The 24,932-nt window shown below is 72.8% G+C and carries 26 protein-coding genes; 12 read left to right on the top strand and 14 right to left on the bottom strand.

Annotated features, from left to right (window positions below; genetic code table 11):
- Positions 1 to 19: 19 nt before the first annotated feature.
- The 4 genes from HNR19_RS14600 to HNR19_RS14585 form a co-directional block, all read right to left on the bottom strand.
- The gene (locus HNR19_RS14600; RefSeq protein WP_179668602.1) at positions 20 to 826 is read right to left on the bottom strand and encodes an ABC transporter permease subunit; all 807 of its coding nucleotides are present in this window, start codon (positions 824 to 826) and stop codon (positions 20 to 22) included.
- A complete protein-coding gene (locus tag HNR19_RS14595) occupies positions 823 to 1,743 on the bottom strand; it encodes an ABC transporter permease subunit (protein ID WP_218910262.1) in 921 nt (306 codons plus the stop codon). Before HNR19_RS14595 ends, HNR19_RS14600 begins: the two co-directional genes overlap by 4 nt.
- On the bottom strand, positions 1,740 to 2,780 hold the full coding sequence (locus HNR19_RS14590) for an ABC transporter substrate-binding protein (protein ID WP_179668601.1): 1,041 nt from the start codon (positions 2,778 to 2,780) through the stop codon (positions 1,740 to 1,742). Before HNR19_RS14590 ends, HNR19_RS14595 begins: the two co-directional genes overlap by 4 nt.
- A 176-nt stretch (positions 2,781 to 2,956) precedes the next feature.
- Complete coding sequence (locus HNR19_RS14585; RefSeq protein ID WP_179668600.1) at positions 2,957 to 3,547, bottom strand: TetR/AcrR family transcriptional regulator; 591 nt, start codon at positions 3,545 to 3,547, stop codon at positions 2,957 to 2,959.
- Between the two features lie 164 nt (positions 3,548 to 3,711).
- Here HNR19_RS14585 and HNR19_RS14580 point away from each other — a divergent pair, with 164 nt between their 5' ends.
- On the top strand, positions 3,712 to 4,320 hold the full coding sequence (locus tag HNR19_RS14580; protein ID WP_179668599.1) for a TetR/AcrR family transcriptional regulator: 609 nt from the start codon (positions 3,712 to 3,714) through the stop codon (positions 4,318 to 4,320).
- On the opposite strand, the gene HNR19_RS14575 is transcribed toward HNR19_RS14580, so the two are convergent.
- Positions 4,317 to 5,720: an FAD-dependent oxidoreductase gene (locus tag HNR19_RS14575; protein WP_179668598.1), complete on the bottom strand. Its 1,404-nt coding sequence runs from the start codon at positions 5,718 to 5,720 to the stop codon at positions 4,317 to 4,319. The genes HNR19_RS14580 and HNR19_RS14575 overlap by 4 nt on opposite strands.
- Positions 5,721 to 5,812: 92 nt before the next feature.
- Here HNR19_RS14575 and HNR19_RS14570 point away from each other — a divergent pair, with 92 nt between their 5' ends.
- Complete coding sequence (locus tag HNR19_RS14570; RefSeq protein WP_179668597.1) at positions 5,813 to 5,971, top strand: hypothetical protein; 159 nt, start codon at positions 5,813 to 5,815, stop codon at positions 5,969 to 5,971.
- Between the two features lie 41 nt (positions 5,972 to 6,012).
- The gene (locus HNR19_RS14565; RefSeq protein WP_179668596.1) at positions 6,013 to 7,389 is read left to right on the top strand and encodes a purine-cytosine permease family protein; all 1,377 of its coding nucleotides are present in this window, start codon (positions 6,013 to 6,015) and stop codon (positions 7,387 to 7,389) included.
- Between the two features lie 14 nt (positions 7,390 to 7,403).
- Here HNR19_RS14565 and HNR19_RS14560 read toward each other — a convergent pair whose 3' ends face one another.
- Entirely contained in the window at positions 7,404 to 8,810 is a 1,407-nt protein-coding gene (locus HNR19_RS14560) for an aminotransferase-like domain-containing protein (RefSeq protein ID WP_179668595.1), read from the bottom strand.
- On the opposite strand from HNR19_RS14560, the gene HNR19_RS14555 reads away from it, so the two are divergent.
- On the top strand, positions 8,809 to 9,744 hold the full coding sequence (locus tag HNR19_RS14555; RefSeq protein ID WP_179668594.1) for a DMT family transporter: 936 nt from the start codon (positions 8,809 to 8,811) through the stop codon (positions 9,742 to 9,744). The two genes, HNR19_RS14560 and HNR19_RS14555, sit on opposite strands and share 2 nt — an antisense overlap.
- On the opposite strand, the gene HNR19_RS14550 is transcribed toward HNR19_RS14555, so the two are convergent.
- A complete protein-coding gene (locus tag HNR19_RS14550) occupies positions 9,728 to 11,206 on the bottom strand; it encodes a PucR family transcriptional regulator ligand-binding domain-containing protein (protein ID WP_179668593.1) in 1,479 nt (492 codons plus the stop codon). The two genes, HNR19_RS14555 and HNR19_RS14550, sit on opposite strands and share 17 nt — an antisense overlap.
- Before the next feature lie 121 nt (positions 11,207 to 11,327).
- Here HNR19_RS14550 and gabT point away from each other — a divergent pair, with 121 nt between their 5' ends.
- Together gabT and HNR19_RS14540 are read left to right on the top strand one after the other, a co-directional pair.
- Positions 11,328 to 12,683: a 4-aminobutyrate--2-oxoglutarate transaminase gene (gene gabT, locus HNR19_RS14545; protein WP_179668592.1), complete on the top strand. Its 1,356-nt coding sequence runs from the start codon at positions 11,328 to 11,330 to the stop codon at positions 12,681 to 12,683.
- 7 nt (positions 12,684 to 12,690) lie between these two features.
- On the top strand, positions 12,691 to 14,145 hold the full coding sequence (locus tag HNR19_RS14540) for an NAD-dependent succinate-semialdehyde dehydrogenase (protein WP_179668591.1): 1,455 nt from the start codon (positions 12,691 to 12,693) through the stop codon (positions 14,143 to 14,145).
- An 8-nt stretch (positions 14,146 to 14,153) separates the two neighbouring features.
- On the opposite strand, the gene HNR19_RS14535 is transcribed toward HNR19_RS14540, so the two are convergent.
- The 4 genes from HNR19_RS14535 to HNR19_RS14520 form a co-directional block, all read right to left on the bottom strand.
- Complete coding sequence (locus HNR19_RS14535; RefSeq protein WP_179668590.1) at positions 14,154 to 14,642, bottom strand: hypothetical protein; 489 nt, start codon at positions 14,640 to 14,642, stop codon at positions 14,154 to 14,156.
- Positions 14,642 to 15,208, bottom strand: a complete 567-nt coding sequence (locus HNR19_RS14530) for a hypothetical protein (protein ID WP_179668589.1) — start codon at positions 15,206 to 15,208, stop codon at positions 14,642 to 14,644. The genes HNR19_RS14535 and HNR19_RS14530 overlap by 1 nt, the downstream gene beginning before the upstream one ends.
- 23 nt (positions 15,209 to 15,231) lie before the next feature.
- Positions 15,232 to 15,762 carry a hypothetical protein gene (locus tag HNR19_RS14525; RefSeq protein ID WP_179668588.1) on the bottom strand — a complete coding sequence of 177 codons (531 nt, stop codon included), beginning with the start codon at positions 15,760 to 15,762 and terminating at the stop codon, positions 15,232 to 15,234.
- Between the two features lie 87 nt (positions 15,763 to 15,849).
- Positions 15,850 to 16,509 carry an FCD domain-containing protein gene (locus HNR19_RS14520; RefSeq protein ID WP_179668587.1) on the bottom strand — a complete coding sequence of 220 codons (660 nt, stop codon included), beginning with the start codon at positions 16,507 to 16,509 and terminating at the stop codon, positions 15,850 to 15,852.
- Between the two features lie 53 nt (positions 16,510 to 16,562).
- On the opposite strand from HNR19_RS14520, the gene HNR19_RS14515 reads away from it, so the two are divergent.
- Positions 16,563 to 17,780 carry an MFS transporter gene (locus HNR19_RS14515; protein ID WP_179668586.1) on the top strand — a complete coding sequence of 406 codons (1,218 nt, stop codon included), beginning with the start codon at positions 16,563 to 16,565 and terminating at the stop codon, positions 17,778 to 17,780.
- On the opposite strand, the gene HNR19_RS14510 is transcribed toward HNR19_RS14515, so the two are convergent.
- Complete coding sequence (locus HNR19_RS14510; RefSeq protein ID WP_179668585.1) at positions 17,770 to 18,396, bottom strand: response regulator; 627 nt, start codon at positions 18,394 to 18,396, stop codon at positions 17,770 to 17,772. The genes HNR19_RS14515 and HNR19_RS14510 overlap by 11 nt on opposite strands.
- A complete protein-coding gene (locus tag HNR19_RS14505; protein WP_179668584.1) occupies positions 18,393 to 19,592 on the bottom strand; it encodes a sensor histidine kinase in 1,200 nt (399 codons plus the stop codon). Before HNR19_RS14505 ends, HNR19_RS14510 begins: the two co-directional genes overlap by 4 nt.
- Positions 19,593 to 19,729: 137 nt before the next feature.
- Between HNR19_RS14505 and HNR19_RS14500 the strand changes: the two genes are divergently transcribed.
- The 5 genes from HNR19_RS14500 (at position 19,730) to HNR19_RS14480 (ending at position 23,841) form a co-directional block, all read left to right on the top strand.
- Positions 19,730 to 20,683, top strand: a complete 954-nt coding sequence (locus HNR19_RS14500; protein ID WP_179668583.1) for an SMP-30/gluconolactonase/LRE family protein — start codon at positions 19,730 to 19,732, stop codon at positions 20,681 to 20,683.
- Positions 20,680 to 21,978, top strand: a complete 1,299-nt coding sequence (locus HNR19_RS14495) for an ankyrin repeat domain-containing protein (protein ID WP_179668582.1) — start codon at positions 20,680 to 20,682, stop codon at positions 21,976 to 21,978. The genes HNR19_RS14500 and HNR19_RS14495 overlap by 4 nt, the downstream gene beginning before the upstream one ends.
- A 437-nt stretch (positions 21,979 to 22,415) precedes the next feature.
- Positions 22,416 to 22,991 carry a hypothetical protein gene (locus HNR19_RS14490; RefSeq protein WP_179668581.1) on the top strand — a complete coding sequence of 192 codons (576 nt, stop codon included), beginning with the start codon at positions 22,416 to 22,418 and terminating at the stop codon, positions 22,989 to 22,991.
- An 89-nt stretch (positions 22,992 to 23,080) separates the two neighbouring features.
- On the top strand, positions 23,081 to 23,335 hold the full coding sequence (locus HNR19_RS14485) for a GIY-YIG nuclease family protein (RefSeq protein WP_218910261.1): 255 nt from the start codon (positions 23,081 to 23,083) through the stop codon (positions 23,333 to 23,335).
- Between the two features lie 212 nt (positions 23,336 to 23,547).
- On the top strand, positions 23,548 to 23,841 hold the full coding sequence (locus HNR19_RS14480; RefSeq protein ID WP_179668580.1) for an HNH endonuclease signature motif containing protein: 294 nt from the start codon (positions 23,548 to 23,550) through the stop codon (positions 23,839 to 23,841).
- A 73-nt stretch (positions 23,842 to 23,914) separates the two neighbouring features.
- Here the strand turns inward: HNR19_RS14480 and HNR19_RS14475 are convergent, their stop codons facing one another.
- A complete protein-coding gene (locus tag HNR19_RS14475; RefSeq protein WP_179668579.1) occupies positions 23,915 to 24,928 on the bottom strand; it encodes a glycosyl hydrolase family 18 protein in 1,014 nt (337 codons plus the stop codon).
- Positions 24,929 to 24,932: the final 4 nt, after the last annotated feature.

Below are 24,932 nucleotides of genomic sequence, written 5' to 3'. Positions count from 1 at the left end.
GGGGACTCCTAGCGGCCGCTCAGGCGACCCGGTTGAGGCGGCGGGAGCGCACGAGGCGCACCAGACCGGCGGAGGCGAACAGGGCGAGGGTGACCAGCAGCAGCATCGTGCTGACCGCAGCGACCGTCGGGTCGATCTGGACCCGCACGCCGCTCCACATCTGGACGGGGAGCGTGCTGACGTCGGGCCCGGCGAGGAAGGTGCTCGTCACCACCTCGTCGAAGGACGTGATGAAGGCGAACAGGGCGCCGGCGAGCACACTCGGAAGGATGTTGGGGAGCGTCACCTTGAGGAACGTCGTGACCCGGTTTGCGCCGAGACTCATCGACGCGAGCTCCAAGCGCTCGTCGAAGCTCACCAGGGCGGCGCTGACGTTGATCACGACGAACGGCACCGCGAGCGCCGTGTGGACCAGCACGAACCCGAGGATCGACTGCGTCAGCCCCAGCTCGAGGAACACCGCGTAGACGGCGAGGCCGACGATCACGTAGGGCACGAGCATCGGCGCGAGCACGAGGCCGCTGACGATCGCACGCAGCGGGTAGCGACCGCGGACCATCGCCAGGGCCGCGCCCGTGCCGAGCACGACCGAGAGGATCGTGACCCAGACGCCGATCTGCAGCGAGTTCAGCGTGGCGTTGATCCACGCCGGGTCGTCGAAGTACGACTGGTACCACCGCGTCGAGAAGACCTTCGGCGGGAACTCCAGGAACGGGCTGGCGTTGAACGACGTCGGGATCACCACGAACACGGGTGCGACCAGGTAGATCGCCGTCAGGGTGACGACGCCGGCCAGCGCCGTCCGGCAGAGGACCTTGGTGCTCACTCCTGGCCTCCGATCAGCCGGCCGATGCGGACGAAGCGGGACACGACGAGCAGCAGCAGGCTGGTGACCACCAGCAGCACAACGGCGAGCGCGGAGGCAAAGCCCCAGTTGAGGACGCCGGACAGCTGCTGGACGATCAGCTCGCCGATCATCATGCTCTTCGGGCCGCCCAGCAGCGCCGGTGTCACGTAGAACCCGATCGACGAGATGAAGACCAGCAGCGTCGCCGCGACGACGCCTGGCAGGGTCAGCGGCGCGTAGATCCGCCAGAACGCGACGATCGGCCGGGCACCGAGGCCCTCTGCCGCGTCGACGAGGCGGCGGTCGATCCCGCGCATGGTCGCGAACAGCGGCAGCACGGCATAGGGGAGCATCACCTGCACCATGCCGATGAGCACGCCCGTCTGGTTGCGGATCAGGGCGAGCGGCTCGTCGACCAGACCCTGGTCGAGCAGGAACGTGTTGACGATCCCGGTGTTGTCGAGGAGCAGCTTCCACGCGAACGTGCGCACGAGGAGGCTGGTCCAGAACGGCACGAGCACTGCGACCAGGAGCACGCCGCGCCAGAACGGCGAGGCGAGGGTCATGAGGTAGGCGTACGGGAACCCGAGCAGGAGCGTCAGCAGCGTGACGAGCCCGGAGATCTCGAACGTGTTGACCAGGACGTCGAAGTAGACCGACGAGCTGAAGAAGTCGAGGTAGTTCTCAACGCCGACCTGGGGGTCGGTGACGCTGCGGGCCAGGATCACCGCCAGCGGCGTGATGAACACGAGCAGCAGGAAGACCACCAACGGGAGGACCAGCAGGCCCCACCTGTCGAGGCCCCGGCGTTCCGCGCCGTGCCCCCGACCCGGCCGGGTGGCCGGGTCGGTGCCGTCGGCCGGAGGCGACTCCGCGGCGTGGGTCAGGGTGGTCACTGGGCGGCCCACTCGTTGAGCCGCTCGGTCACCTCGTCGTAGTTGTCGGCCCACCAGGCGTAGTCGACGATCGCGGCGCGCTTGGCGGCGTTCTCGGGCGAGGTGGGGAGCTCACTGAGCACGTCCTCGTCGATGTGCTCGACGGCGTCCTCGGTGATCGGCCCGTAGCCGGTCTCGTTCGCGTAGCCGGCCTGCGCCTCGGGGTGGTCGACGTACCAGGCCATCCAGTCCATTGCCTGGTCCGCGTTCGGCGCACCCTTGGGGATGACCAGCTGGTCGTAGGAGAGCAGGTGCTCGTTCCACTCGTTGGCGACCGGCTGACCCTCCTGCGCGGCGGAGAAGATGCGGCCGTTCCAGGCCTGCACCAGGGGTGCCTCCCCGGAGGCCACGAGCTGCTGCTGCTGCTCACCGGTCTCGTAGAAGACGATGTCGTCCTTGATGGTGTCGAGCTTCTCGAACGCGCGGTCGATGTCCAGCGGGTACAGGTCCTCCGGAGCGACGCCGTCCGCCAGCAGGGCGGCCTCGAACATCGCGCCCGTGGCGTACTTCCAGAAGCCGCGCTTGCCGGGGAACTTCTCGGTGTCGAAGAACTCCGCCCAGGTCGTCGGGTGGTCGCCGGGGAACGTCTCGGTGTTGTAGCCAATGGTGAACGCGTACTCGAGGACCGGGATCGCGCAGTCCGTGACCTCCTCGGCCTTGAGCTCGCTCGTGTCGACCACCTCGGTGTCGAGCTTCTCGGCCCACCCCTTCTCGCACGCGGTGTGCGCGAAGTTCGGCTCGACCTCGACCACGTCCCAGCTCACGTTGCCGGACTCGACCTGGGCACGGAACTTGGCGTAGTCGCTGGGGGAGTCCTGCTTGACGGTCACGCCGGCGTCCTCGGCCCAGGGCTCCACCGCCTCCTCGACGTGGGTCTTCTGGTCCGCGCCGCCCCACATGACGACCGTCAGCTGCTCGTCGCCGCTGCCGGCCGCGCCGCACGCTGCCAGGGCCGACACGGTCATCAGGGTCACGCCTGCCGTCAGAACTCGCCTCATCAGTCCACCGGTGCTTTCCAAAGTTGATTGGTCCGTCAGTTATTCAAGTGGTGTCAGCGTGACCGCCGTCACGTGGACCTGTCAAGGGGTGCGGCGAAAAGTCCCGAGAACGGAGCGAGCGCGCCGGAAAACGACAGCGGCGCCGACGGTCCGTCGGCGCCGCTGAGGGGAGCGGGTCAGCTGAGGAACTGGGTCAGCACCTGGTCGCACACCGCGCGCATCCGCTCGACGGTCATGGCGCGGGAGCCCATCAGCACCTGGAGGCTGAGCCCGTCGACCATGCCGATCAGCGCGTTCGCGAACACCACCGCGTCGCCCTCGCGGAACTCGCCGGCGTCCTGGCCGTCGCGGACGATCGCGGCGACCATCCGCCGCCACTCGCCGTATACCTGCTCGTTGAGTTCCTGCAGGTCAGGGTCGTGAAGGGCTTCGATCCAGAGCTCGGCCCACACGTTCCACGCGGTGATCGTCTCGTCGTCGGAGGGTAGGTAGGAGTCGATGAACCTGCGGAGCCGCACCGAGGGCGGCTCGGCCGCGTCGAGGAGCTCGCGCCGCCGGTCGACCGACCGCGAGAAGTTCCACTCGAAGGCGGCGTGCATCAGGTCGCGCTTGGTGTCGAAGTAGTAGTGGACCGTGCCGGTGCTGGTCCGTGCCCGTTTCGCCACGTCGGCGATCCGGAGCGACTTGAAGCCGATCTCCGCGATCACCTCGCACGCGGCCGAAAGGATCTGCTCCTTGCGTTCGGCCTCAACGCTGACCCGCGGCATGCTGCCTCCTCATTTCTGACGCATCAGTCAGTTAGTCAACCACACGCGAGGGACACGGTCGAGCGTCTCCGGGCCCGGCGCGCCGGGAGGTGCGGGCCACCGGCACGGCTTCGCAGCGGGCACTAGCCTTCTCCGGACGTACGGCATCGAGACGGGACGGGTGGATGGCGGAGACCGGGGACTCACGGCGTCGGCGCATCCTCGAGGCGACGCTCGAGGTCATCCGCGACAAGGGGCTCGCCGGCGTGCGCACCCAGGAGGTGGCGCGGAGGGCCGGCGTCAGCGCGGGCCTCCTGCTCTATCACTTCGGCACGCTCGAGGGCGTGGTCGCCGCGGCGATGAGGGAGTCCGAGGAGGACTACTACCGCTCCTTCGAGGACGAGGCCGCCGCCGACCTCCCCGCGCCGGACCGTCTCCGGCTCCTCGTGCTCCGGCAGGGCGAGCCCGACGCCGTCGTGGCGGCGTGGACGTTGTGGATGGAGTTCTGGGTGCGCGCTCTCCGCGACCCGGAGACGGCACAGCTCTGCGCGGACCTCGACTCCCGCTGGCGATCGGCACTCCAGGTGGTGATCGAGCAAGGGGTCCGCGAGGGAGTGTTCGCGTGCGCGTCACCGCGCGCGACCACGATCCGGCTGTCCGCGCTGCTGGACGGGCTGTCGGTCGCCGCCACCCTCGACGACCCAGAGGTCCCGGTCGCCGCGGTCCCCGACCTCTGGCTCGAGACCGCCGCGCTCGAGCTGGGGTGCGACCGGGCGCTGCTCGGTCTGGGCTAGACGACGGTCGACGGGAGCCCGTCGTTCGACGCGCGCCGCGATCCCAATGCGGCGACCACCTCGCGAGCGGCGCGCTCCCCGGACCGGATCGCACCGTCGATGTAGCCGTGCCACGGGCCGGCCGTCTCGGTGCCGGCCCAGTGGATCGGGCCGACGGGGCGCCGCCAGCCGTCCTCCCCGTACGCGGTCCACGTGCCCGGGGACGGCACCGCGCCGTACGCGCCCTCCGCCCACGGCAGGTCGGGCCACAGCGCCTCGTCGTAGGCGAGCAGCTCCCGCTCCGCGAGCCCGAGGGGCGCGAGCGAGGCGAGGACCTCGTGGTGGCGGCGGCTCGCGTCGAGCGTGCGCCACCGGCGGTAGTGGTCCGCGTAGACGAAGCCGACCAACACTCCGCGAGACGCGTCGGCGGGGGAGTTGTCGAACGTGTAGGCCACCGGGCCATCGCCGTAGTCGACGAGCTGCCCCGACAAGCCGCGCGCCCGCCAGAACGGCTCCGCAAACGTCAGGTGCACCTTCGCCACGTCGCCCATCGGGCTGCGACCGAGCCAGCGTCTGCGCGGCATCGGCAGCGGCGGCTCGAACCCGATGCGCGCCTGCGCCGGTGGCGTCCCTGTCGTCACCAGGCGCCGGGCAGCGACGGTGCCGGCAGGGGTGTCCAGCTCGACCCCCCGGGCGTGCCACCGCACCGTGCGGACGGGCGAGCGCAGGCGGACCCTACTGCCGAGCTCGGCCGCTGCGGCGCGCGCAGGGGCGTCGGCCCCGTAGAGGAACCGGCGGTCCTGGGCACAGCCGCGCGTCCCCATCAGCTGCTCGAACCCGCCCGCGGCAGCGACGTAGAACAGGAGATGGAAGAGCGAGAGGTCGCGCGGCTCGCACGCCCACACACCCTGCACGGCGACGCGCATCCGGGCGCGCGCCGCAGGCGACGGCAGGTTGCGGCGCATCCATTCGGCGACGGTCAGGGAGTCCCACTCCGCCAGGCTGTCGCACCGGGTCGGTTCGTCCACCGGGATCCGAGCGGCCATCCGATCGAGGTCCGCCAGCGCGCCGGCGTACTCCCCGGCTCCCCGCCCGGGCGCGGGCGTCCCGGAGCGGTACTGGACCGGTGCGGCGCCGGGCCAGCACTCCAGGTGCGCGCCCTCGTCGTAGGTCGGGAACGTGGCGCAGCCGAACCGGTCGGCCCAGCCGAGGAGTGCCGACTGCGTGGGGCCGACCCACTGGCCGCCACGGTCGACGACGGGCCCGTCCTCGTGCCACGACCACGCCCGTCCGCCGACGCGGCCGGACGCTTCGAGGACGAGCACGTCCAGGCCGGAGTCGCTCAGGGATAGGGCGGTGGACAGGCCGGCGTAGCCGGCTCCGATCACTGCGACGTCGACCGTGGCAGAGGGGATGGGCACGCAGGTCCTCGCTCTCTCGGATGCTCTTGACAGGTGTGAGCCGGGTCACCCATATTCCTCCTAACTGAACGTTCAGTCAAGATTGGAGCGCCATGGACCCCGAGACGCGTGCTGAGCTCGAACGCCGGATCGAGCTCATCGAGAACGGCGGGGACGACGGCGTCCTTCCGCCCCTTCCGCTGGTGGACCTGGTTGCTGCGGTGGTGGGTCTCGCCCTGGCCGCGTGCGCGCTGCTGTGGTGGGCCCTGTGAGCGCGGGTGCGGAGGTGCGCCCGGCGTCGGAGGACGCCACAATGAACGAGCTCCCGTTGCTCCGCCGCGAGCGGATCTGGGGGTTCGGCGACTACTCGGCGGTCAACGTCGGCCTGGCCATCGCGACCTGGGCCTTCCTGCAGGGCGGGGCAGTCGCCTACTACGTGGGCGCGAAGGCGGCGATCGCCAGCATCGTCATCGGCTACGGGATCAGTGTGCTGCTCGTCGCGCTCGCGCCGTGCCTGCCGTCCGCACGGTACGGCGTCGAGCAGTTCGTCAGCATGCGCAGCGCGTTCGGCGAGCGCGGTGCGCGGGTCCTGATGGTCGTCATGTCCGCCGTCCTCGCCGCGGCATGGTCGGCCGTGCTGGCGATCATGTGTGGGCACGCCCTCGTCAACGTGTGCAACCAGGTGCTCGACACCGACCTGTCGTCGTCCTCGGTCGCGGCGAGCCTGCTGGCTCTGGCAGCCCTGCTCGGGAGCTGGGTGATCGTCGCTCGCGGCCCGCGGTCGATCGAGGCCGTGAACCGGTACGTCGCGCCCGGGCTGATCGTCGTCACGCTCGTCATGCTCGCCCTGGTGTTCACCAAGGTGAGCTGGTCCGAGCTCGCCGCGACGCCGGCGTTGGACCCGTGGGGCGACGACCACCTGGACTTCATCCTCGCGGTCGAGCTCAACATCGCCGGCGGGTTCGCGTGGTGGCCCAACGTCGGGAACCTCGCGCGGATGACGCGCAGCAGCCGGTCGGCATTCTGGCCCAACGCGATCGGGCTGTTCCTGGCGTCCGTCGTCGCCGCGATCGTCGGCGTCTTCGCGGCCCTGGCGCTGGGCTCGGAGGACCCGACCGTGTGGATGGTGCCGCTCGGGGGTGCGCTGCTCGGGGTCCTCGCACTCGCGTTCGTCGGGATGGCGAACGTGACGAGCGTGGTCGCCCAGTCCTACGCGGCACTCGTGGCGATCAAGGGCGGTGCGGGCGACCGGGTGCGCCGCGTGCCCTGGGCTCTGCTCGCGGCCGCGATTCTCGCCCCGGCGGCCGTCCTCGTGTTCTTCCCGGCCGCCGTCTACGGCAACTACGCGCGCTTCGTCTCCTGGGGCGCGGTCGTGCTCGCACCACTGTGCGCGGTGCAGCTGGTCGACTTCTTCGTCCTCCGGCGCCAGCGGCTCGACCTCCGCGACCTGCACCTGCCGTACACCGAGTCGCGGTACGGGTTCTGGCGAGGCTGGAACCCGATCGCGGTGCTCGCGGTCGCGCTCGGCGCGGCGACGTACGCCGCTCTGCTCAACCCGGTGACCTACGAGCCCTCGGGATGGTTCCGCTACCTCACGGCGTCGTTGCCTGCGTTCGTGGTCGCCGGCGCTGTCCACTACGTCGGCACCCGCGTCGCGTCGAGGCGCGACGGATGGGGTGGGTACCGATGACCTGTCGCTCCCGGTCAGGCTGACGCGAGCGCGTCCCCGATCGCCCGCGCCGCCTCGGGATAGCGGGCGGGATCCGGCCCCGTGAAGTTCAGCCGCAGGTAGGGACCCGTCGGCTCGGTCGGGAACCATTCGTCCCCGGACGCGACCCAGACGCCCCGCTCCTCGCAGGCCCGGACCAGGCGGACGACGTCGGTGCCGTCGGGGAGCCGGGCCCACAGGTGCAGGCCGCCGGCCGGGCTGCGGTCGACCCGGAGGTCGGGGACGTGCTGCCGGAGGCTGTCGACGAGGAGGTCGCGCCGCTCGCGGAGCTGGCCGCGCAGGCGGCGCAGGTGGGTGCGCCAGCCGGGGTCGGTGACGACCTCGAGGGCCGCGTGCTGGAGCAGGCCGCTCACGTAGAGCGACTCCGCCGCCCGGTCGGCGGCGATCCGCTCCAGCGCGGGGCCACGTGCCACGACGGCTCCCACCCGGATGGTGGGCGACATGCTCTTGGTCAGCGAGCGGAGGTAGACGACGTGGCCGGCCTCGTCGGATGCGGCCAACGGCGCCGACGAGGTGTCGATGCCGAGGTCGTGCGCCCAGTCGTCCTCGACGAGGAACGCGTCATGCTCCCGTACGACGTCGAGCACGGCCTGCGCCCGGCCGGGGGACCACTGGACGCCGGTGGGGTTGGCGAAGCTCGGCTGTGCGTAGAGGGCGCGGGCCCCGGTCTCGCGGAACGCGCGGTCGAGCTGGACGGGGTCCGGCCCGCCGTCGTCACCCGCGACGGGCACGAGCCGGACGCCGGACTGGTGCGCGGCAAGGAGCGCGCCCCAGTAGGTGGGCGACTCCACCAGGAGGGGCTGCCCCGGTGCGACCAGCGATCGGAAGACCGAGGTGAGGCCGGCCTGGCTGCCCGGCACGATGACGACGTCGGTGGCGCTCGGCGTCGACCGGGCGGCGGGCGTCGCCGCGGCGACCTCGGCGGCGAACCACGCGCGCAGCTCCGGCAGTCCCGCCGCCGGCGGCCGGCCGGTTGCGGAAGCGCCGCGTGCGGCCCGTACCAGCGCGGCGCGGACCAGGCGCTCCGGCAGCAGTCCGGGCTCGGGATAACCGGAGTGCAGCGCGATGGCGTCGTCCGGAGCGGTCCGCATCGGCCCGGCGGTCCGGGGCAGCGTGGCGCGGGGAGCGCCCAGTGCCCCGCTCTGCCACCCGTAGTCGGGGGAGCGCGTGACGCGCGCCGCGCGCACGAACGTGCCGACCCCGGGGCGGCTCTCCACCAGTCCGGCCGCCGTCAGGCTGCGGAGCGCCTTCTGCACGGTCACCGGGCTGGCGCCGTAGTCGGCGACGAGCCGACGGGTCGACGGCAGCTGGGCGCCCGGGGGCGCCGTCCGGATCCAGTCGCGGAGCCCGTCGACGATCCGAGTGCTGCTATCGTTGCTCATGACGATCCAGGATAGCGCTACTACACCGATCGCCACGCCGCTACCGACCGCGTCCAGCGGGGTGTTCTGGGGGCTGGTCGGTGTCGCTGCCTTCTCGCTGACGATCCCGCTGACCCGGGTCGCGGTGGGTGGGATGTCGCCGCTCTTCATCGGCTCCGGACGCGCGGTCGTCGCCGCCCTGCTCGCCACGGCGGCGCTCGCCGCGGCTCGCGCGACCCCGCCGAGCGGTGCGCAGTGGTGGCGGGTCGGCATCGTCGCGGGCGGTGTCGTCGTCGGCTTCCCGGTGCTGACGTCCTACGCCCTGACCACGACGCCGGCGAGCCATGGCGCGGTGGTCGTCGCCCTGCTGCCGGCGATGACGGCCGCGGCCGCCGTCCTGCGCACCGGCGAACGTCCCGGCCGGCGCTTCTGGGTCCTCTCGGCCGCCGGCGCCGCGGCCGCGGTCGTGTTCGCGCTGCTCGGCAACGGTGGGCTCGGCGGCCTCCACGTCGCCGACCTCCTGCTCTTCGGGGCCGTGCTGGCGGCCGCGATCGGGTACGCCGAGGGCGGGCTCCTGGCGCGGGAGATCGGCGCGTGGCAGACGGTCTCGTGGGCGCTCGTCGTCGCGGCGCCGCTGATGGTGACGCTGGCCGTCGTCGCGGCGGCCGCGCGGCCGCCGTCCGGGACGGCGACGGAGTGGGCGGCGTTCGCCTACCTGTCGGCGGTCAGCATGTTCCTCGGCTTCTTCGCGTGGTACCGCGGGCTCGCGATCGGCCCGATGGCGCGGGTCAGCCAGGTGCAGCTCGCGCAGCCGGTCATGACGATCTGCTGGGCGGCGCTGCTGCTGGGCGAGCAGGTCGGTTGGCGGACGTTCGCGGGCGGGTTGCTGGTCATCGCGTGTGCCGGCGGCGCCGTACGAGCGCGGCTCGGGGTCGGCGTCACGGCGTCGCGCTGACCTGCAGCGCCACCCACGCGTCCACCCGGACCTGCGGATCGTCGAGCGAGCGGCCGAGAAGCGTCTCGATCTGCTCGATCCGGTTGCGCACCGTGTTGCGGTGGACGCCGAGCTCGGCGGCGGTCTCGCCGCGGGAGCCGTGCTGGCGGAGGAAGGCGCCGAGCGTCTCCGTCAGCGTGGCATCTCCGGCGAGAGGAGCGAGGAACGATCGCGCGAACGCGGACGCGCGGTCCCGGCCGAGCAGCCCGACGATCCCGGCGTCGGCCAGGTCGTCCCACGTGCGAACGGGCACGGAGGCGGTCGTGGCGGCGAGAGCGTGCCCGGCGGTCTCATGGCTCGCCGACGCCTCCTCCAGCGGCCGCGAGCGGCCGACGCCGACACGGAGCCCGCGCGCGGCGAGCGCATCGGCGACGCCGGATGAGCGACGGGTGGTGCCGACAGTGACGAGCTCCTCGTCGAGGACGGCGGCGAGCAGGCCCTCGTCCTCGAGCAGCGCGAGTCCGTCGTCGACGGCGTCGGCCGGCCCGCGGGCGCGCAGGAGCCGGACCTCTCGCGGCAACCGGGGTGTCGTCGCATCGGCGGCGGTCGCCCCGAGCACGATGCGCGCGGTCCGGTCGTCGTCGGCGACAAGGAGCTCGAGCGCGCGGGCGCGCAGCTGGCGGTCCGACGTACGGCGCTCGCGGCGTCGCTCGAGCCCGAGACCAAGCAGCGAAACGGCGGTCGTGATCGCCACCCGGTCGACGTCACCGATCCGCCCCGGCACGAACACCGCCAACCAGTCCTCGGGACGCGAACGGACGCCGAGTGGGCGGATTACGGTCGTGCCGAGCGGGCCGGACGCGCTCGCGGCGGCCCGCAGGCCCTGCGGCTGGATGCGCCGGACCTCTGCGGCCACGTCGTCGAGGTCCAGGTCGGGCGCGCGGGGTCCGTGCGGGCCGTCGGTCGGGGCCCCGTCGCGCGTGACCAGGGCAGCCGCCCCGTCGACGATCGTGGCGAGCCGGCGCACGACCGACGTACTCGCGTCGACGACGTCCAGCGCGGCCTGGGTCAGCAGCCGCTGAGCGTCCAGGGCGTGCCGCGCCGCGCTCTCACGCTCGGCCTCGAGTAGTCCCGCCGCGGTGCGCGAGACCGCGACGAACGCCGTGGGACGCGGGACCTCGAAGAGGTTGAGGCCGACGCCCCGGCATGCTCGCGCGAGGGACGCCGGCGGTCGGTCGTGGGTCAGGCCGACCCCGAGGCCGAGCGCGGCGACGCCCGCTGCGGCAAGGCGCTCGACGTAGCCGCGCCACTCCGCGCGCCAGCCGCGCGTCTCCAGGCCGGTGGTCAACAGCACCTCGCCGCCCTCCAGGTACGGCGTGGGGTCGACGAGCTCGCTCGTCGCGACCCAACGGACCTCAGCGCCGGGGCGGGGGAGCTCGGTCGCCGCGAGCCGCAGCGCCGGCGCGGCAAGCAGGTCCGCCACCGTCACCATGGTGTCATCTTCGCACAAGACGGCTGTCCAAACTGTGCAGGACGGGCATCGCGCCGTGTGGCCGGCGCTCGTAGCGTGGGCGGCACGTCCCCCGCGCACCGAGGAGCCCGTCATGACCCACGCCGACACCCCCGCCGTCCAGGGCGGCCCGGAGCTGGCCCAGGAGCGCCGGCTCGTCACCGAGATCCCGGGCCCGCGCTCACGTGAGCTCGCCGCCCGCAAGGACGCCGCGGTCACCCGCGCGGTGGGCACCATGCTGCCCGTCTACACCGTCGCCGCCGGTGGTGGCGTGGTCGTCGACGTCGACGGCAACTCGCTGATCGACCTCGGCTCGGGGATCGCGGTCACCACGGTCGGCAACGCCAACCCATGCGTCTCCGCGGCGGTGGCCGAGCAAGCGGCCGCCTTCACCCACACCTGCTTCATGATCACGCCGTACGACGGCTACGTGCGCGTCGCTGAGGAGCTCGCGCGCCTGACGCCGGGCCAGCACGAGAAGCGGTCGGCGCTCTTCAACTCCGGCGCCGAGGCTGTCGAGAACGCCGTGAAGATCGCGCGCGCCCACACCAAGCGGCAGGCCGTGGTCGCGTTCGACCACGCCTACCACGGCCGCACCAACCTGACGATGGCGCTGACCGCGAAGAACATGCCCTACAAGCACGGCTTCGGGCCGTTCGCCGCGGAGGTCTACCGAGCGCCGATGTCGTACCCCTTCCGCGACGCCGGCGTCGACGGCCCGGCCGCGGCCCGGCGCGCGATCGACGTGATCGAGAAGCAGGTCGGCGCGACGAACCTGGCCGCCGTGGTGATCGAGCCGATCCAGGGAGAGGGGGGCTTCGTCGAGCCCGCTCCGGGTTTCCTCCCCGCGCTCCTCGACTGGTGCCGCGCCAACGACGTCGTCTTCATCGCCGACGAGGTGCAGACCGGCTTCGCCCGCACCGGCGACATGTTCGCCTGCGACCACGAGGGCGTGGTGCCGGACCTGATCGTGACGGCGAAGGGGATCGCTGGCGGCCTGCCCCTGGCGGCGGTGACCGGCCGCGCCGAGATCATGGACGCGCCCCACGTCGGTGGGCTGGGCGGCACGTACGGCGGCAACCCGATCGCGTGCGCCGCGGCTCTCGCCGTCATCGAGACGATCGAGACCGACGGGCTGGTCGACCGCGCCCGGGCGATCGGCAAGACCATGCTCGACCGGCTCACGGCGCTCCAGGCAGACGACCCACGCGTCGGCGACGTCCGCGGTCGCGGCGCGATGGTGGCGGTCGAGCTCGTGCAGGCGGGTACCACCGAGCCCGACGCGGCTCTCACCGCCCGGATCGCTGCCGCCGCCCACGCGCAGGGGCTCGTCGTGCTCACCTGCGGCACGTGGGGCAACGTCCTGCGCTTCCTCCCGCCCCTCACCATCCCCGACCACCTGCTGGCCGAGGCGTTCGACCTCCTCGCCCAGATCATCAAGGAGAGCTGACCCGCCGATGGACCTCCACGACCGCATCGCCCACCTCGATCCCAAGCACGGGATCCTCGTCGGCGGGCGCCCCCTGGGCGCGGAGCGCACCTTCGCCGTGCATGACCCGGCGACGCTCGCGACCATCGCCGAGGTCGCCGACGCCGGGCCGGAGCATGCGACCGCCGCCGTCGACGCGGCGGCCGGGGCGCTCGCGGCATGGGCCGCCGAGACGCCGCGGGCCCGCGCCGAGGTGCTGCGTCGCGCGTTCGACGCTCTCGTCGCCGAGACCGACCTGCTGGCCGACCTGATCGTCGCCGAGAACGGGAAGGCCCGCGCCGACGCCCGCGCCGAGGTCGCGTACGCCGCCGAGTTCTTCCGCTGGTTCTCCGAGGAGGCGGTGCGCAGCGAGGGGGACTACGCCGTCGCCCCCGCGAGCGGCACCCGGACGATCGTGACCCACCGTCCGGTCGGCGTCGCCGCCCTCGTCACGCCCTGGAACTTCCCGGCCGCGATGGCGACCCGCAAGATCGCGCCCGCGCTGGCGGCCGGCTGCACCGTCGTACTGAAGCCCGCGTCGGAGACGCCGCTCACCGCGATCGCGATCGTGCGTATCCTCCGCGAGGCCGGAGTCCCGGACGGTGTGGTCAACCTGGTGCCGACGACCGACCCGCGTGCGGTCGTCACGACCTGGCTGGAGGACAGCCGCGTCCGCAAGGTCTCGTTCACCGGGTCCACCGGCGTGGGCCGCACGCTCCTGCACCAGGCGGCCGACCGGGTCCTCAACGCGAGCATGGAGCTCGGCGGCAACGCCGCGTTCGTGGTGACCGCCGACGCCGACGTCGACGCCGCCGTCGCGGGCGCGATGATCGCGAAGTTCCGCGGCGGCGGCCAGGCCTGCACCGCCGCGAACCGCTTCTACGTGCACGCCGACGTCGCCGAAGCGTTCATCGCGCGCTTCGGCGCCGCGGTGGAGGCGTTGCGGGTCGGCCCCGGCGCCGACGAGGAGTCCGAGATCGGACCGCTCATCAGCGCCCGGGCCGTCGAGGGCGTGCAGGCGCTCGTGGACGAAGCGGTCGCCGCTGGGGCACGCGTCTCCCACCGCGGGGCCCGGCCGGAGCACGGCTGGTTCTTCCCGCCGACCGTGCTCACGGACGTCGCTCCCGACTCGCCGATCCTGGGCCAGGAGATCTTCGGCCCGGTGGCTCCGGTCGTGACCTGGACCGACGAGGAAGAGATGCTCGCGCAGGTCAACGGCACCGAGTTCGGGCTCGCGTCGTACGTCTACGCGGGCCGGCTCCAGGACGCGCTGAAGATCGCGGAGCGCATCGAGGCCGGCATGGTCGGCATCAACCGCGGCATCGTGTCCGACCCTGCCGCGCCCTTCGGCGGCTTCAAGCAGAGCGGCCTCGGCCGGGAGGGTGCCCGCGAGGGACTGCGCGAGTTCCAGGAGACGCAGTACTTCAGCGTCGACTGGAGCTGACGGAGACATCAGTTGGGGATGCACAGCGCCCAGGCGTAGACGGTGGTCTGCTGCTCGCCGGAGTTGAGGACCTCGACGCCCCAGTCGTCCCCGTTGGGGAAGGAGCGCCGCACGGCGAGGTCGGCAGACGCCGAGGAGACCCCGCCCGACACCGCCTTCTCGCCGTCCGCGCACTCCGCCGACCACGTCAACTGCTCCTTCCGGGGGATCGCCAGCGGGGTGTTGCGGTAGACCAGACCGGGCACGCCGTTCGCGCCCGGAGCGCCGACGGGGCCCTGCGGACCCTGCACCCCCGGCTCGAGGTCCGTCAGGTCGGTGAGCTGCAGGGATGCATCCCGTACGTCGGCGCCGGTCAGCGTGCCGTTACGGATGTCGGCGCCGGACACCGTGTCGTCCTTGATGCGGGCACTGCCGATCAGTGCGCCTGCGGTGGCGCTGCCGGCGGTGACCGCGACCAGCAGCAGCGCGGTGACCAGGATGGTGCGGAGGGTCCTCATCACCTCATCACCCCACACAGGGTCCAGGCGGTCATCGGCGCGCTGGCGAGGCCGGCGTTCTGCGCTCGCACCACCCACGCGCCCCGTTCCTCGCCGGCCGTGCCGAAGGGTGCGCTCTCCATGAGGTTGAATGCGCCGCCGGCGTTGCCACCGAGCCCGCCGGCGATGGCCACCTGACCGGGGCCGCAGCCCACGACCAGGGTCTTCGTCGCGTTGATGCCCACGACCTCGGTCGCCACCTGCGGGAACACCTCGCCGAGACCGTCGTCGCCGGGCCGTCCCGCCGCGCCCTGCGGACCGGGCGGTCCGATCAGCACGCCGGCGAACTCGTCCGCGCCGAGGCTGAGGTCGGCGACGTCGAAACCGGCGACGGTGTTGTCCCGGACGTCGCGCCCGGTGACGCTGCCGTCTTTGATCTGCTTGCCGGTGATGAGGTCGGCCGCGTGGGCTCCTCCGGCGACGCCGAGCGCGACGCCGGCGACTGCGGCGATCAGTGCCGCGCGCGGCGTGCTCGCGACGAGCGAGCGGACTCGCGCGGCTCTCTCGGTTCTCTTGGTCCTGCTCATGCCCTCTTCCTTGTCGTTCGTGGTCAGGCCTTGACGCAGAGCGCCCAGGCGTAAGCGGTGATCGGGGCCTTGACGTAGCTCGTCATGACGACGGCCCAGCCCGATCCGGCGTCGTCGGCGGGTGCGCTCTCCGGCAGGACCGCGAGCTTCCCGCTCGAGCCGCCTCCGGAGAGGACCCGGGTGCCGTCGGGACAGGTGGCGACCCATGCCTTCGTGCCCTCCTTGGGGATGGTCGTGGGCTCGATGACGTAGACCAGGCCGGCCGTGCCGGCGGGTCCGGTCGGGCCCCGGTCACCCTGCGGTCCGCGGGGACCCTCGACGAGGGTGGCGAAGTCGTCCGGGGTGAGGCTCTCGTCTCGGAAGTTGGCGCCACTGAGGCCGCCGTCCCGGAGGTCCCGGGTGGTGATCGAGTCGTCCTTGATCTGCTTTCCAGTGACGACGAGGGCGGCGGTCGCGCTGCTGGCGAGCCCGATGAGTGCCGCCATCGCCGCGACCAGCAGGAGGGCCGGCATCGACGTACGTCGACGCGGCGCTCCGGACGCTGGGTTGGGCATCGGTGTCTCCTGTCTCAGGTCTGGTTGACGAGACAGGAGCGTCGAGGCAGAGCGTTGAGATCGCGTTGAGGCGCCGAGAGACCTCGCTCAGTGACCGACGGCGTCGAGCAGCCGGGTCGACGCCCTGGTCGCCGCCTCCGGGTCCTGGGCCTCGATCGCCGCGAGGAGGTCGGAGTGCTGGTCGTGGAGGTCGTCGCTGCCGCTCTCGGGCAGCAGGATCGTCGTCCGGAGGCTCTCCTCGAACCCGCCGTACAGGTCGTCGAGCAGCGGGTTGTGGGCCGCCGCGACCACGCGGAGGTGGAACGCGACGTCGGCCGCGACGAACCCTGCCGCGTCGCCCCGCTTCACCGCCCGCGTCCGCTCGGCCAGCGCCCGTCGCAACGCCGTGAGGTCGGCACGGGTACGGCGCTCCGCGGCGAGCATCGCGGCGTACGTCTCGATCGCGTGCCGGACCTCGAGCACGTGGCCGAGGTCCCGCCGGCCGACCTGTTGCCGGAGCAGAGCGGCGACCTCGTTGGGCGCGGCGACGTACGTGCCGTCGCCCCTCCGCACCTGGAGGACCCCGGTGTGGGCAAGCGCGCGGACCGCCTCGCGCACGGTGTTGCGGCTGACGTCGAGGGCGCGGGCGAGCTCCGGCTCGGGCGGGATCCGGGTGCCCACCGCCCACTCGCCGCTCGCCAGCAGCTCGCGCATGCCGTCGATCGCCTGGTCGACCAGCGACCGCGGGGTGGTCGAGGAGAGGGGCACGGGCGACTCCTTGGCTTTCGTCCAATCATCCGATGTCTGGCAGACTAGCGCTCATGTCCGCCGAGCTCCATCACCCCCGGCCTCGCGTCGCGACCTCCGGCGCGCGCGGCGGGGGAGCGCTGCTTCTCGTCGCGGTGCTGCTGATCGCCCTCAACCTCCGGCTCGGCATCACGAGCGTCGGCGCACTGCTGGACCGGATGGAGGACGACGGGCTGCCCACTGGAGTCGGTGCCCTGCTCACGTCGCTGCCGGTGCTCTGCTTCGCCGTCGTCGGCGCGACGGGGATGGCTCTCGCGAGGCGGGTCGGCGTGCACCGCGGGCTGGCGGTGGCCCTCCTGCTGCTCGGCCTCGGCCTGGTCGTGCGCGTGCTCGACGGCCCCGCCGTGCTGGTCGCGGGCACGTTCGTCGCCTGCTCGGGGATCGCGGTGGCCAACGTCCTGCTGCCCGCTGTCGTGAAGGAGCACTTCCCGACCCGTGTCGGCCAGGTCACGGGCGCCTACAGCGCCGTGCTGTCGCTGGGCGCTGCGTTCGCGGCCGCCGCCTCCGTGCCTGCGGCGGACGCCGGCGGGGGCTGGCAGGCCGGCCTCGTCGTGTGGGCGCTGGTCGCCCTGGTGGCATTCGTGGCGTGGCTGCCGTGGTGCCGCGTGCGGGACGCCGCCCAGGGCCGGCGTGGCGGCGGTCATCTCTGGCGCAGCCCCGTGGCCTGGGCGGTGACGGCCGTGTTCGGGAGCCAGTCGGTGTTCGCCTACGTCGCGATGAGCTGGCTGCCGAGCATCTACGCCGACGCCGGGTTCTCGGACGCCTCGGCCGCGCTTCACCTCTCCGTCTCGATCCTCGTGGGCGTGCCCGTCTACTTCATCGCACCGTCGCTGGCGATCAGGCTCGGTGCCCAGGGGCACCTGATCGCCGTGCTCTCCACGATGGTCGCGACCTCCTTCGTCGGCCTCGCCGTCGCACCCGTGGCCGGCTCGTGGCTGTGGGCGGTGCTGATGGGTGTCGGCGGCGCGGTGTTCCCGGTGTCGCTCACGATGTTCGCCCTGCGCACCCGCACCGCGACCGACACCGCGGCGCTCTCCGGGATGGCGCAGAGCGTCGGTTACCTCGGTGCCGCGGCGGGCCCGTTCACCGTCGGCCTGCTCAGCGACGCCACCGGGTCGTGGACGCTGCCGTGCCTCCTGCTCGCGGGCCTCGCCGCGATCCAAGTCGTCGTCGGCTACGTGGCCGGGAGGCCGGTCGTCATCGGCGAGGAGTCGGGCGCCGTCACGGCCTGATGATCCGCCGCTCGATCGCCGCCGCCACGGCGCCGGCGCGGGTGTCGACGCCGAGCTTGCCGTAGATGTGCGACAGGTGGGACTTCACCGTCGCCTCCGACACGAAGAGCTCGCGCGCCATCTCGCGGTTGCCGAGCCCCCGCGCGAGCAGCTCGAGCACCTCCACCTCGCGCTCGGTGACGGTCGGGCCCGGCTGCGAGGTACGGCGCACCAGGGTCGCGGCGACGGAGGGCGCGAGCACCGTCTCGCCCCGGGCGGTGGCACGGATCGCGGCGAACAGCTCGGTCGGCGGCGCGTCCTTGAGCAGGTAGCCCCGGGCGCCGGCGTCGAGCGCCCGCAGGATGTCGGCCTCGGTGTCGTAGGTCGTCAGCACCAGGACCTCCGGCGGCTCCGGCAGCGCGCGCAGCCGGGACGTGACCTCGGCTCCGCCGACCGCATCGGCGCCGAGGCTGAGGTCCATCAGCACGACGTCCGGCCGCTGGTCGTGGACCGCGGTCAGGGCGGTGTCGAGGCCGTCCGCCTCGCCGACGACAGAGAGGTCGTCCTGCCCGTCGACGAGTGCGCGGAGCCCGGCCCGGACCACGGGGTGGTCGTCGACCAGGAGGATCCGGATCATCGGGCCGCCTCCATCGGGAAGCGGACGGAGACGGTCGTGCCCTCGCCCGGGACGCTCTCCACGTCGGCGCGGCCCTCGAGCGCGGCGGCGCGAGCACGGATGCCGCTCAACCCGCGTCCCCGCAGGCCGCCGGCGCCGGTCTGCTCGGGGTCGAACCCGCGGCCGTCGTCGCGCACGTCGATCATCACCTCGTCCGGGTGGTAGGTCAGCGTCACCACGACGCGGGTCGCCTCGGCGTGCTCACGGACGTTCGCGAGCGCGCCCCGCGCCGTACGGACCAGAGCCGAGGCGACGTCGGCACGCACCGGCGCCGGGTCCCCGTGGATGCGCACCTCGGCAGCGACGTCGGGGCCGAGCACGGCCAGCGACCGCCGAAGAGCGTCGGGGAGCGCCGCGGTGCCGCCGTCGCCGGCCAGCTCGGAGGGGGCGAGGTCGCGGACGACGCGACGCACCTCGTCGAGGCCCTCGCGAGCCGTCGTCGCCGCGGTCGTCACGTGCTCTCGCGCTGTGACCGGGTCGGCGGGCAGGGACTGCTCGGCCGCCTGGAGCAGGAGGTTGATGCTCGAGAGGCCCTGGCCGACCGAGTCGTGGATCTCGCGCGAGATGCGCGCCCGCTCGGCGAGGGCGCCGGTGCGGTGCTGCTGGTCGGCCAGGTCGGCCTGCGCCTCGGTCAGCTCGTCCAGCAGCGCCTGGCGCGCCTCGGCCTCGCGCTGGAGGGCGCGGTAGGCGACCACCGTAACCAAGGCGATGCCCACCGGGCCAACGACGAGCGTGGGGTCGACGGAGTCGGTGATGCGCAGCCACCCGCCGGCGACCACGAGCGTCATGACCACGACGGTGGCGGTCGCGAGGGCGAACGGGACGACCTGGAGCACGGCGAACGCGACGGGCACCGCGCACCACGCGAACGACGGCGCCGCCAGGGTGAGCGCGGTCCACACCGACACGATCAGCCCGACCCACACCGACGGCCACCACGCCCGGCCGGCCAGCGCCGGGCGGGCGGCGTACATCAGCAGGAGGCAAGCAGCACCGACGAGGACGGCGACACCGGCCGCGTCGAGACCGTGCCGGTCGACGTAGCGCGCCGCGCACGTCACGACCATCACCGCGAGCACCAGCTGCAGCCACGCGTCGAGCCGGGCGGCGGGGGCGAGGATCCCGCGGAGCCCGGGACGGTCGCTCTGCACGCTCATGATCGGTTCAGCGTAGGGACTCCGGCCGATCGCGGCATCAGCCGATTGGCTATCGGATCGTGGCCGGCTGCCCGACGTACGCCGGCGCCGGGGCGAGCACGCTGGTGGCGACCCACCAGACCCGAGGAGAGACCCACATGCGCAAGACCACCGTCCTGACCGCGACCGCCGTCCTGCTGCTGGCCGGAGCCGCGCCGTCGATCGCAGCCACGCAGGACCCGCGGCCGAGCAGCTACCAGCTCACCGGCGACCCCGGTGGCTCGCGGTTCGAGGGCATCGGCGCCGACCAGCGCCGCGGCCTGTTCTACGTCAGCGAGACGACCGGCGGTGAGATCCACCGCGGCAGCGCCGGTCACGCGGTCACCGAGGAGTGGCTCGCCGGCGACGGCACCGACGGACGCTTCACCGCGCGCGGCATCACGGTCGACGCCGCCGGCAGGGTGTACGTGGCTGGCGGCCCGAACGGCATCGGCACCGGCCGCCCGGACCTGTGGGTCTACGCGCCCGACGGCTCCCTGCTCGCCGCGCTCCGCGCGCCGGGCAACGACGTCTTCCTCAACGACGTTGCGATCGGTCCGGACGGTGCCGCCTACTTCACCAACTCCAACGACCCGCAGGTCTTCCGGGTCGCCGACGACGGCGACGGCTGGGACGCGGCCCTCTGGGCTGACGCGACTGGCACCGTGGAGCGCCGTACCGGCTTCAACCTCGGTGGCATCGTGCTCACGGCTGACCGGACCGCGTTCGTGGTCGCCCAGGGCAACACCGGGCAGCTGTGGCGGTTCGACACCCGCAGCGGCGCGGTCACCGAGGTCAGGACGCGAGGCGCCGACCTGGTCAACGCCGACGGCCTGGTGCGCCGGGGTGGCACGCTCACCGTCGTGCGGAACTTCTCCCGGATGCTGGCGACGCTGCGCCTCTCCGCCGACGGCCGCACCGCCGAGCTGGTCCGCCAGCAGGCGACCGACCCCGACCGGGTGCTCACGACCGCGAAGGCGCTGCGCGGGCGGGTGCTCTACGTCGACAGCAAGTTCGACGAGCAGGTCGCGTCCGGGCCCTACGAGGTCGTGACCTCACCGTTCGCGCGATGACCCGACGTACGACGGGCGCGGTGCTCACGGCGGCGGTGCTGGTCGCCGTGAGCGCCTGCGCCGGCACCACGTCTGGCGGCTCGCCGGACGAGTCCGCGTCGCCGTCGGCCGCCGACCTGCGCGAGCCGACCGCGCGGGCCGAGCGGACCGAACGGTCGCGGACGGAGGTCGACCGCGGGCGCCGGGCTCGCAACACGGCGACCCAGGCCGAGCTCGACGCGCGGCTCCGGGACGCCGCCTGGGGCGACGACGTCGCCACCGCTCGACGGCTGATCGCACAGGGAGCCGACGTCAACGCCAAGGACGAGACCCAGCAGTCCGCCTACCTGATCGCCACCAGCGAGGGCTACCTCGACCTGCTGCGGCTCACGCTCGCCAACGGCGCGCGGATCGACGACAAGGACAGCTGGAACGGCACCGGCCTGATCCGCGCGGCCGAGCGCGGGCACGCGCTCGTCGTCGGCGAGCTGCTGCAGGCGGGGATCGACCGCGACCACGTCAACCGCATCGGCTATCAAGCCGTGCACGAGGCGGTCTGGCTCGGCGAGGACGACGCCGACTACGCGACGACGGTGCGGGTGCTGGCCGCCGGCGGCGTCGAGCTCGACCGGCCGTCAGTGGAGGAGCGGCTGACGCCGCTCCAGATGGCGAGGGAGCGAGGATTCGCCGGACTGGAGAGGGTGCTGACGAGGATGACGACCGGACGACCCGCCGACGCGGACGCGGCTCTGCTCGAGGCTGCGCGCACGGGCGACCCTGACGGGGCGGCCGCTGCGCTTCGCGCCGGCGCCGACATCGAGGTGCGCGACGCCGCCGGACGGACCCCACTGCTACTCGCTGCGACGTACGACCGGGTCGAGGTGGCCCGCCTGCTCGTCGCCCTGGGTGCCGACCCCGACGCCCTCGACGACCGGCACGACACGCCCTGGCTGGTCACCGGCGTGACCGGCAGCGTCGCGATGCTCGAGACGCTGCTGCCCGCCGGGCCGGACCTGACGATCGAGAACCGGTTCGGCGGCCTCTCGGTGATCCCGGCGAGCGAGCGCGGCCACGTCGACTACGTCCGCCGGGTGGTGCGCACGCCGATCGACATCGATCACGTCAACCGGCTCGGCTGGACCGCGCTGCTCGAGGCGGTGATCCTCGGCGACGGCGGCCCTGCGCACCAGGAGGTGGTCCGGATCCTGCTCTCCGCCGGCGCGGACCGGTCGATCCCGGACGCGGACGGCGTGACCGCCCTGGACCATGCGGAGCGGCGGGGGTTCGAGGAGATCGCGCGGCTGCTCCGTCGGTGACCCTCCGCGGTGGTCGAGGAGGCCGGCCACGGCCGTCACGAGACCCCTCCCGGTGGTCGAGGAGGCCGTCCACGGCCGTCACGAGACCCTTCTGGTCAGGGCTTACCGATTTACGTGGTTGCTCGCCGCTTGGGTCGCGGTGCTTGGTTGCTTTGCTGCGTCGGTTTCAGGCCGTCTGCGGTCGTCGTTCTGTGGTCACGGTACGACGGCAACGGGCGGTCGGTGGTTGAGGTGCGAGGCCGGCCACGGCCGAGCCTCGAAACCACCGATCCAGGGTGGTCGAGGAGCCGTGTTCAGGGTGGTCGAGTAGCCCGAGCCGCTAGGCGAGGGCGTATCGAGACCCACTTCCCGTCCACAGGCGGTGATCGAGAATTCCCTATCCACAGGCGGGTTTCCGGCGTCTGGTTGTGTCGGTCCCCGGTAGTTCAATAGGGGTCATGGATCTCGGGACGGCACCCCTCTTCGACCTCCCGGCCGCACCCCCGGCCGGCACGGTCGACGCGCCGTTGACCGAGGCCCCGCTCTCCCGCGCCGACGAACTGCTGAAAGGGATCGCGCAGCGCCGGAGGATCATCACCGACCAACAGCTCGGCGAGGTCCGCGACATCGCCGAATGGGCCATGCAGCACACCGTCGAAGTCCCGGAGGACGCCTCCACCCTCACCGAACGCGGCCTGGACACCGGCCTGCCGCTGGCGGGTGAGGGTGCCCCGTTGATCTCCGACTTCGCCGTCCTCGAGCTCGGCGCCATCCTCGCCCGCGGGATCGACTCGGTCCGCAACTACGTCGGGCAGGTCGTGGAGCTCTCCCACCGCCTCCCCCAGGTCTGGGCCGGTGTCCTGGACGGCCGCGTGCCGGTGTGGAAGGGCCTGCGGATCGCCGACTGCACCCGCGACCTCGGTGTGGAGGCGGTGGGGTTCGTGGATCAGCATCTGGCTCGGTTCGCCGACGGGCCGGTGGTTGAGGTGCGAGGCCGCCCGCGGCCGAGCCTCGAAACCTCCGGCCCCTACTGAGGCCACAGGTCGATGCCCTGGGCCTATCTGCTCGAGTGCGCTGACGGCACCTACTACGCCGGCAGCACCGTCGATCTCGACGCACGGATATGGCAGCACACCACGACGACGACCTCGGCGCGGCCTACACGCGATCGCGACGCCCAGTGGTGTTGGTGTGGAGCGGCTGGTTCGACCGCATCGACGACGCCTACGCCTTCGAGAAACAGATCCAGGGCTGGAACCGCCGCAAACGACAAGCCCTCATCAACAACGAGTGGCACCAGCTCCCAGCGCTCTCCCGCCGCTCCGCTGTACAACGCCGCGACGCCGAGGCCGACCACCCCGACCCGCCATCCCGCTGAGGCGCCGGAGGTTTCGAGGCTCGGCCGCGGGCGGCCTCGCACCTCAACCACCGGCAACCCCCGTCACCGCGGAGCAGATCCGCGAATGGTGCGCTGCCGCGGGCACCATCATCGTCCGGCCCGTCCTCGACGTCGCCGGCCACGAACCCACCGGCGCCTACGAGATCGCCGAACGCCAAGCCCGCCAAGTCCTGCTCCGCGACCAGACCTGCGTGTACCCGCACTGCAATCGTCCCGCCGAGGCCTGCGACCTGGACCACGTGATCCCCCACGCCAAGGGCGGCGTGACCTGCCCGTGCAACCTCGCTCCGGTCTGCCGCGGACACCACCGCTTGAAAACACACCGGGCCGGCTGGGCGTATCGGGTCCTCGCCCCCGGCATCTACCACTGGCGCGGCCGCACCGGGCACCAGTGGCTGGTCACCCCCGGCGGCACCTACGCCCTCGACACCCGACCCTGCCCCGGCACCTCGACGACGGACTCGACCGACCCGCCCGACGAGTAGCCACCACGCCCCGCACCCCGCCGAACCCCACCATCGGCGGGGGCACCGGCATGCCATGGGGGCCGGTGCATGGTCAGCGCAGACGCGGCAGTGGATCGGCCGAGCCGAGTCGCCACACCGCGGTGCCGCGCAGCCCGAACCGGTGGGCGAGCTGCACGCGCAGGCGGTAGGAGCGTCCGTCGGACCACCGGAGCTCGGTGCCGTTGGACAGCGTCGCGGCCCATTCGCCCACCTTGCGGCGGAACTCGGCCTCGGCACCGTCCTCGCGGACGAGGCGACGCGCGGCGCGGGGACTGAGCGAGCGCCCGGTTCCCGTCTCGGGCCAGGTGTAGCCGTAGCCGGCGACGCCGAGCTGGACCTTCTCGGCAGGAACCTTGCGCAGGAGTGCGCGGACCGCGGCTCGCTGCCAGGGAAGCGGTCCGATCGGGCCCGGGTCGGACCAGGTCGGCCCGCTGTAGTCGTAGGCCATCAGGTCGACGACGTCGGCGTGGCGGGCGAGGCCGCTGAGGCGGTAGCCGTGCTCGCGGTAGGCACGAATGCTGGTGGAGGCGCTGACGTCGATCGACACGGTGCGGTGCGGGGGCATCGCGCGCTGCAACGCGGCGACGAACCTCACCAGGCCGGGGCCGTCGCTGGCGCGCACCCGCTCGAGGTCGACGTTCACGCCGTCCCACGGTCCTTGCCGTACGGCGACCGCCAGGCGAGCGGCGACGCGACGGATGTGGCGGGGGCGGTCGAGCAGGCGGTGCAGCGCTCGCGGGTCGAAGGCCCCGAGCCGGTTGCTGTAGTTGGACACGAGCAGCTCGGTGCGGAGCCCGTTGCGGCGGCCTGCTCGAGCCAGTCGGAGCATGTCGGAGGTGACCGGCGCCGTGCTTGCGCCGTCGGGGCGAAGACCGACGCCGACGACCGCGAGGGTGGTCAGCCCGTGGGCGTTCTGCCGCACCAGCCGGTTGGCCGCCGACGGCAGGATCCAGCCGGTGACCTCGTGGTCGGATCGCGCCGCCGACGCCTGCGGTGGCAGGACCGCGCCGGCCAGAGGCAGGGTGAGCGCGAGAACGCTCAGGACGGTCGGCGCGATCCGCTTCATGTCC

Origin of the sequence: Nocardioides thalensis, from assembly GCF_013410655.1 — a bacterium.
GTDB lineage: Bacteria > Actinomycetota > Actinomycetes > Propionibacteriales > Nocardioidaceae > Nocardioides > Nocardioides thalensis.
Note: the sequence above shows the minus strand (reverse complement) of the source record. Positions and strands in the feature narration are given on the sequence as shown.

Bases quoted from the DNA above. Each gene is read 5' to 3' on its own strand.
- gabT (WP_179668592.1), top strand. From the start codon at position 11,328: ATGACCCACGCCGACACCCCCGCCGTCCAGGGCGGCCCGGAGCTGGCC.
- HNR19_RS14525 (WP_179668588.1), bottom strand. From the start codon at position 15,762: ATGCCCAACCCAGCGTCCGGAGCGCCGCGTCGACGTACGTCGATGCCG.
- HNR19_RS14495 (WP_179668582.1), top strand. From the start codon at position 20,680: ATGACCCGACGTACGACGGGCGCGGTGCTCACGGCGGCGGTGCTGGTC.
- HNR19_RS14515 (WP_179668586.1), top strand. From the start codon at position 16,563: ATGTCCGCCGAGCTCCATCACCCCCGGCCTCGCGTCGCGACCTCCGGC.
- HNR19_RS14570 (WP_179668597.1), top strand. From the start codon at position 5,813: ATGGACCCCGAGACGCGTGCTGAGCTCGAACGCCGGATCGAGCTCATC.
- HNR19_RS14580 (WP_179668599.1), top strand. From the start codon at position 3,712: ATGGCGGAGACCGGGGACTCACGGCGTCGGCGCATCCTCGAGGCGACG.
- HNR19_RS14540 (WP_179668591.1), top strand. From the start codon at position 12,691: ATGGACCTCCACGACCGCATCGCCCACCTCGATCCCAAGCACGGGATC.
- HNR19_RS14565 (WP_179668596.1), top strand. From the start codon at position 6,013: ATGAACGAGCTCCCGTTGCTCCGCCGCGAGCGGATCTGGGGGTTCGGC.
- HNR19_RS14585 (WP_179668600.1), bottom strand. From the start codon at position 3,547: ATGCCGCGGGTCAGCGTTGAGGCCGAACGCAAGGAGCAGATCCTTTCG.
- HNR19_RS14510 (WP_179668585.1), bottom strand. From the start codon at position 18,396: ATGATCCGGATCCTCCTGGTCGACGACCACCCCGTGGTCCGGGCCGGG.
- HNR19_RS14475 (WP_179668579.1), bottom strand. From the start codon at position 24,928: ATGAAGCGGATCGCGCCGACCGTCCTGAGCGTTCTCGCGCTCACCCTG.
- HNR19_RS14485 (WP_218910261.1), top strand. From the start codon at position 23,081: ATGGCAGCACACCACGACGACGACCTCGGCGCGGCCTACACGCGATCG.
- HNR19_RS14490 (WP_179668581.1), top strand. From the start codon at position 22,416: ATGGATCTCGGGACGGCACCCCTCTTCGACCTCCCGGCCGCACCCCCG.
- HNR19_RS14505 (WP_179668584.1), bottom strand. From the start codon at position 19,592: ATGAGCGTGCAGAGCGACCGTCCCGGGCTCCGCGGGATCCTCGCCCCC.
- HNR19_RS14500 (WP_179668583.1), top strand. From the start codon at position 19,730: ATGCGCAAGACCACCGTCCTGACCGCGACCGCCGTCCTGCTGCTGGCC.
- HNR19_RS14535 (WP_179668590.1), bottom strand. From the start codon at position 14,642: ATGAGGACCCTCCGCACCATCCTGGTCACCGCGCTGCTGCTGGTCGCG.
- HNR19_RS14590 (WP_179668601.1), bottom strand. From the start codon at position 2,780: ATGAGGCGAGTTCTGACGGCAGGCGTGACCCTGATGACCGTGTCGGCC.
- HNR19_RS14560 (WP_179668595.1), bottom strand. From the start codon at position 8,810: ATGAGCAACGATAGCAGCACTCGGATCGTCGACGGGCTCCGCGACTGG.
- HNR19_RS14555 (WP_179668594.1), top strand. From the start codon at position 8,809: ATGACGATCCAGGATAGCGCTACTACACCGATCGCCACGCCGCTACCG.
- HNR19_RS14530 (WP_179668589.1), bottom strand. From the start codon at position 15,208: ATGAGCAGGACCAAGAGAACCGAGAGAGCCGCGCGAGTCCGCTCGCTC.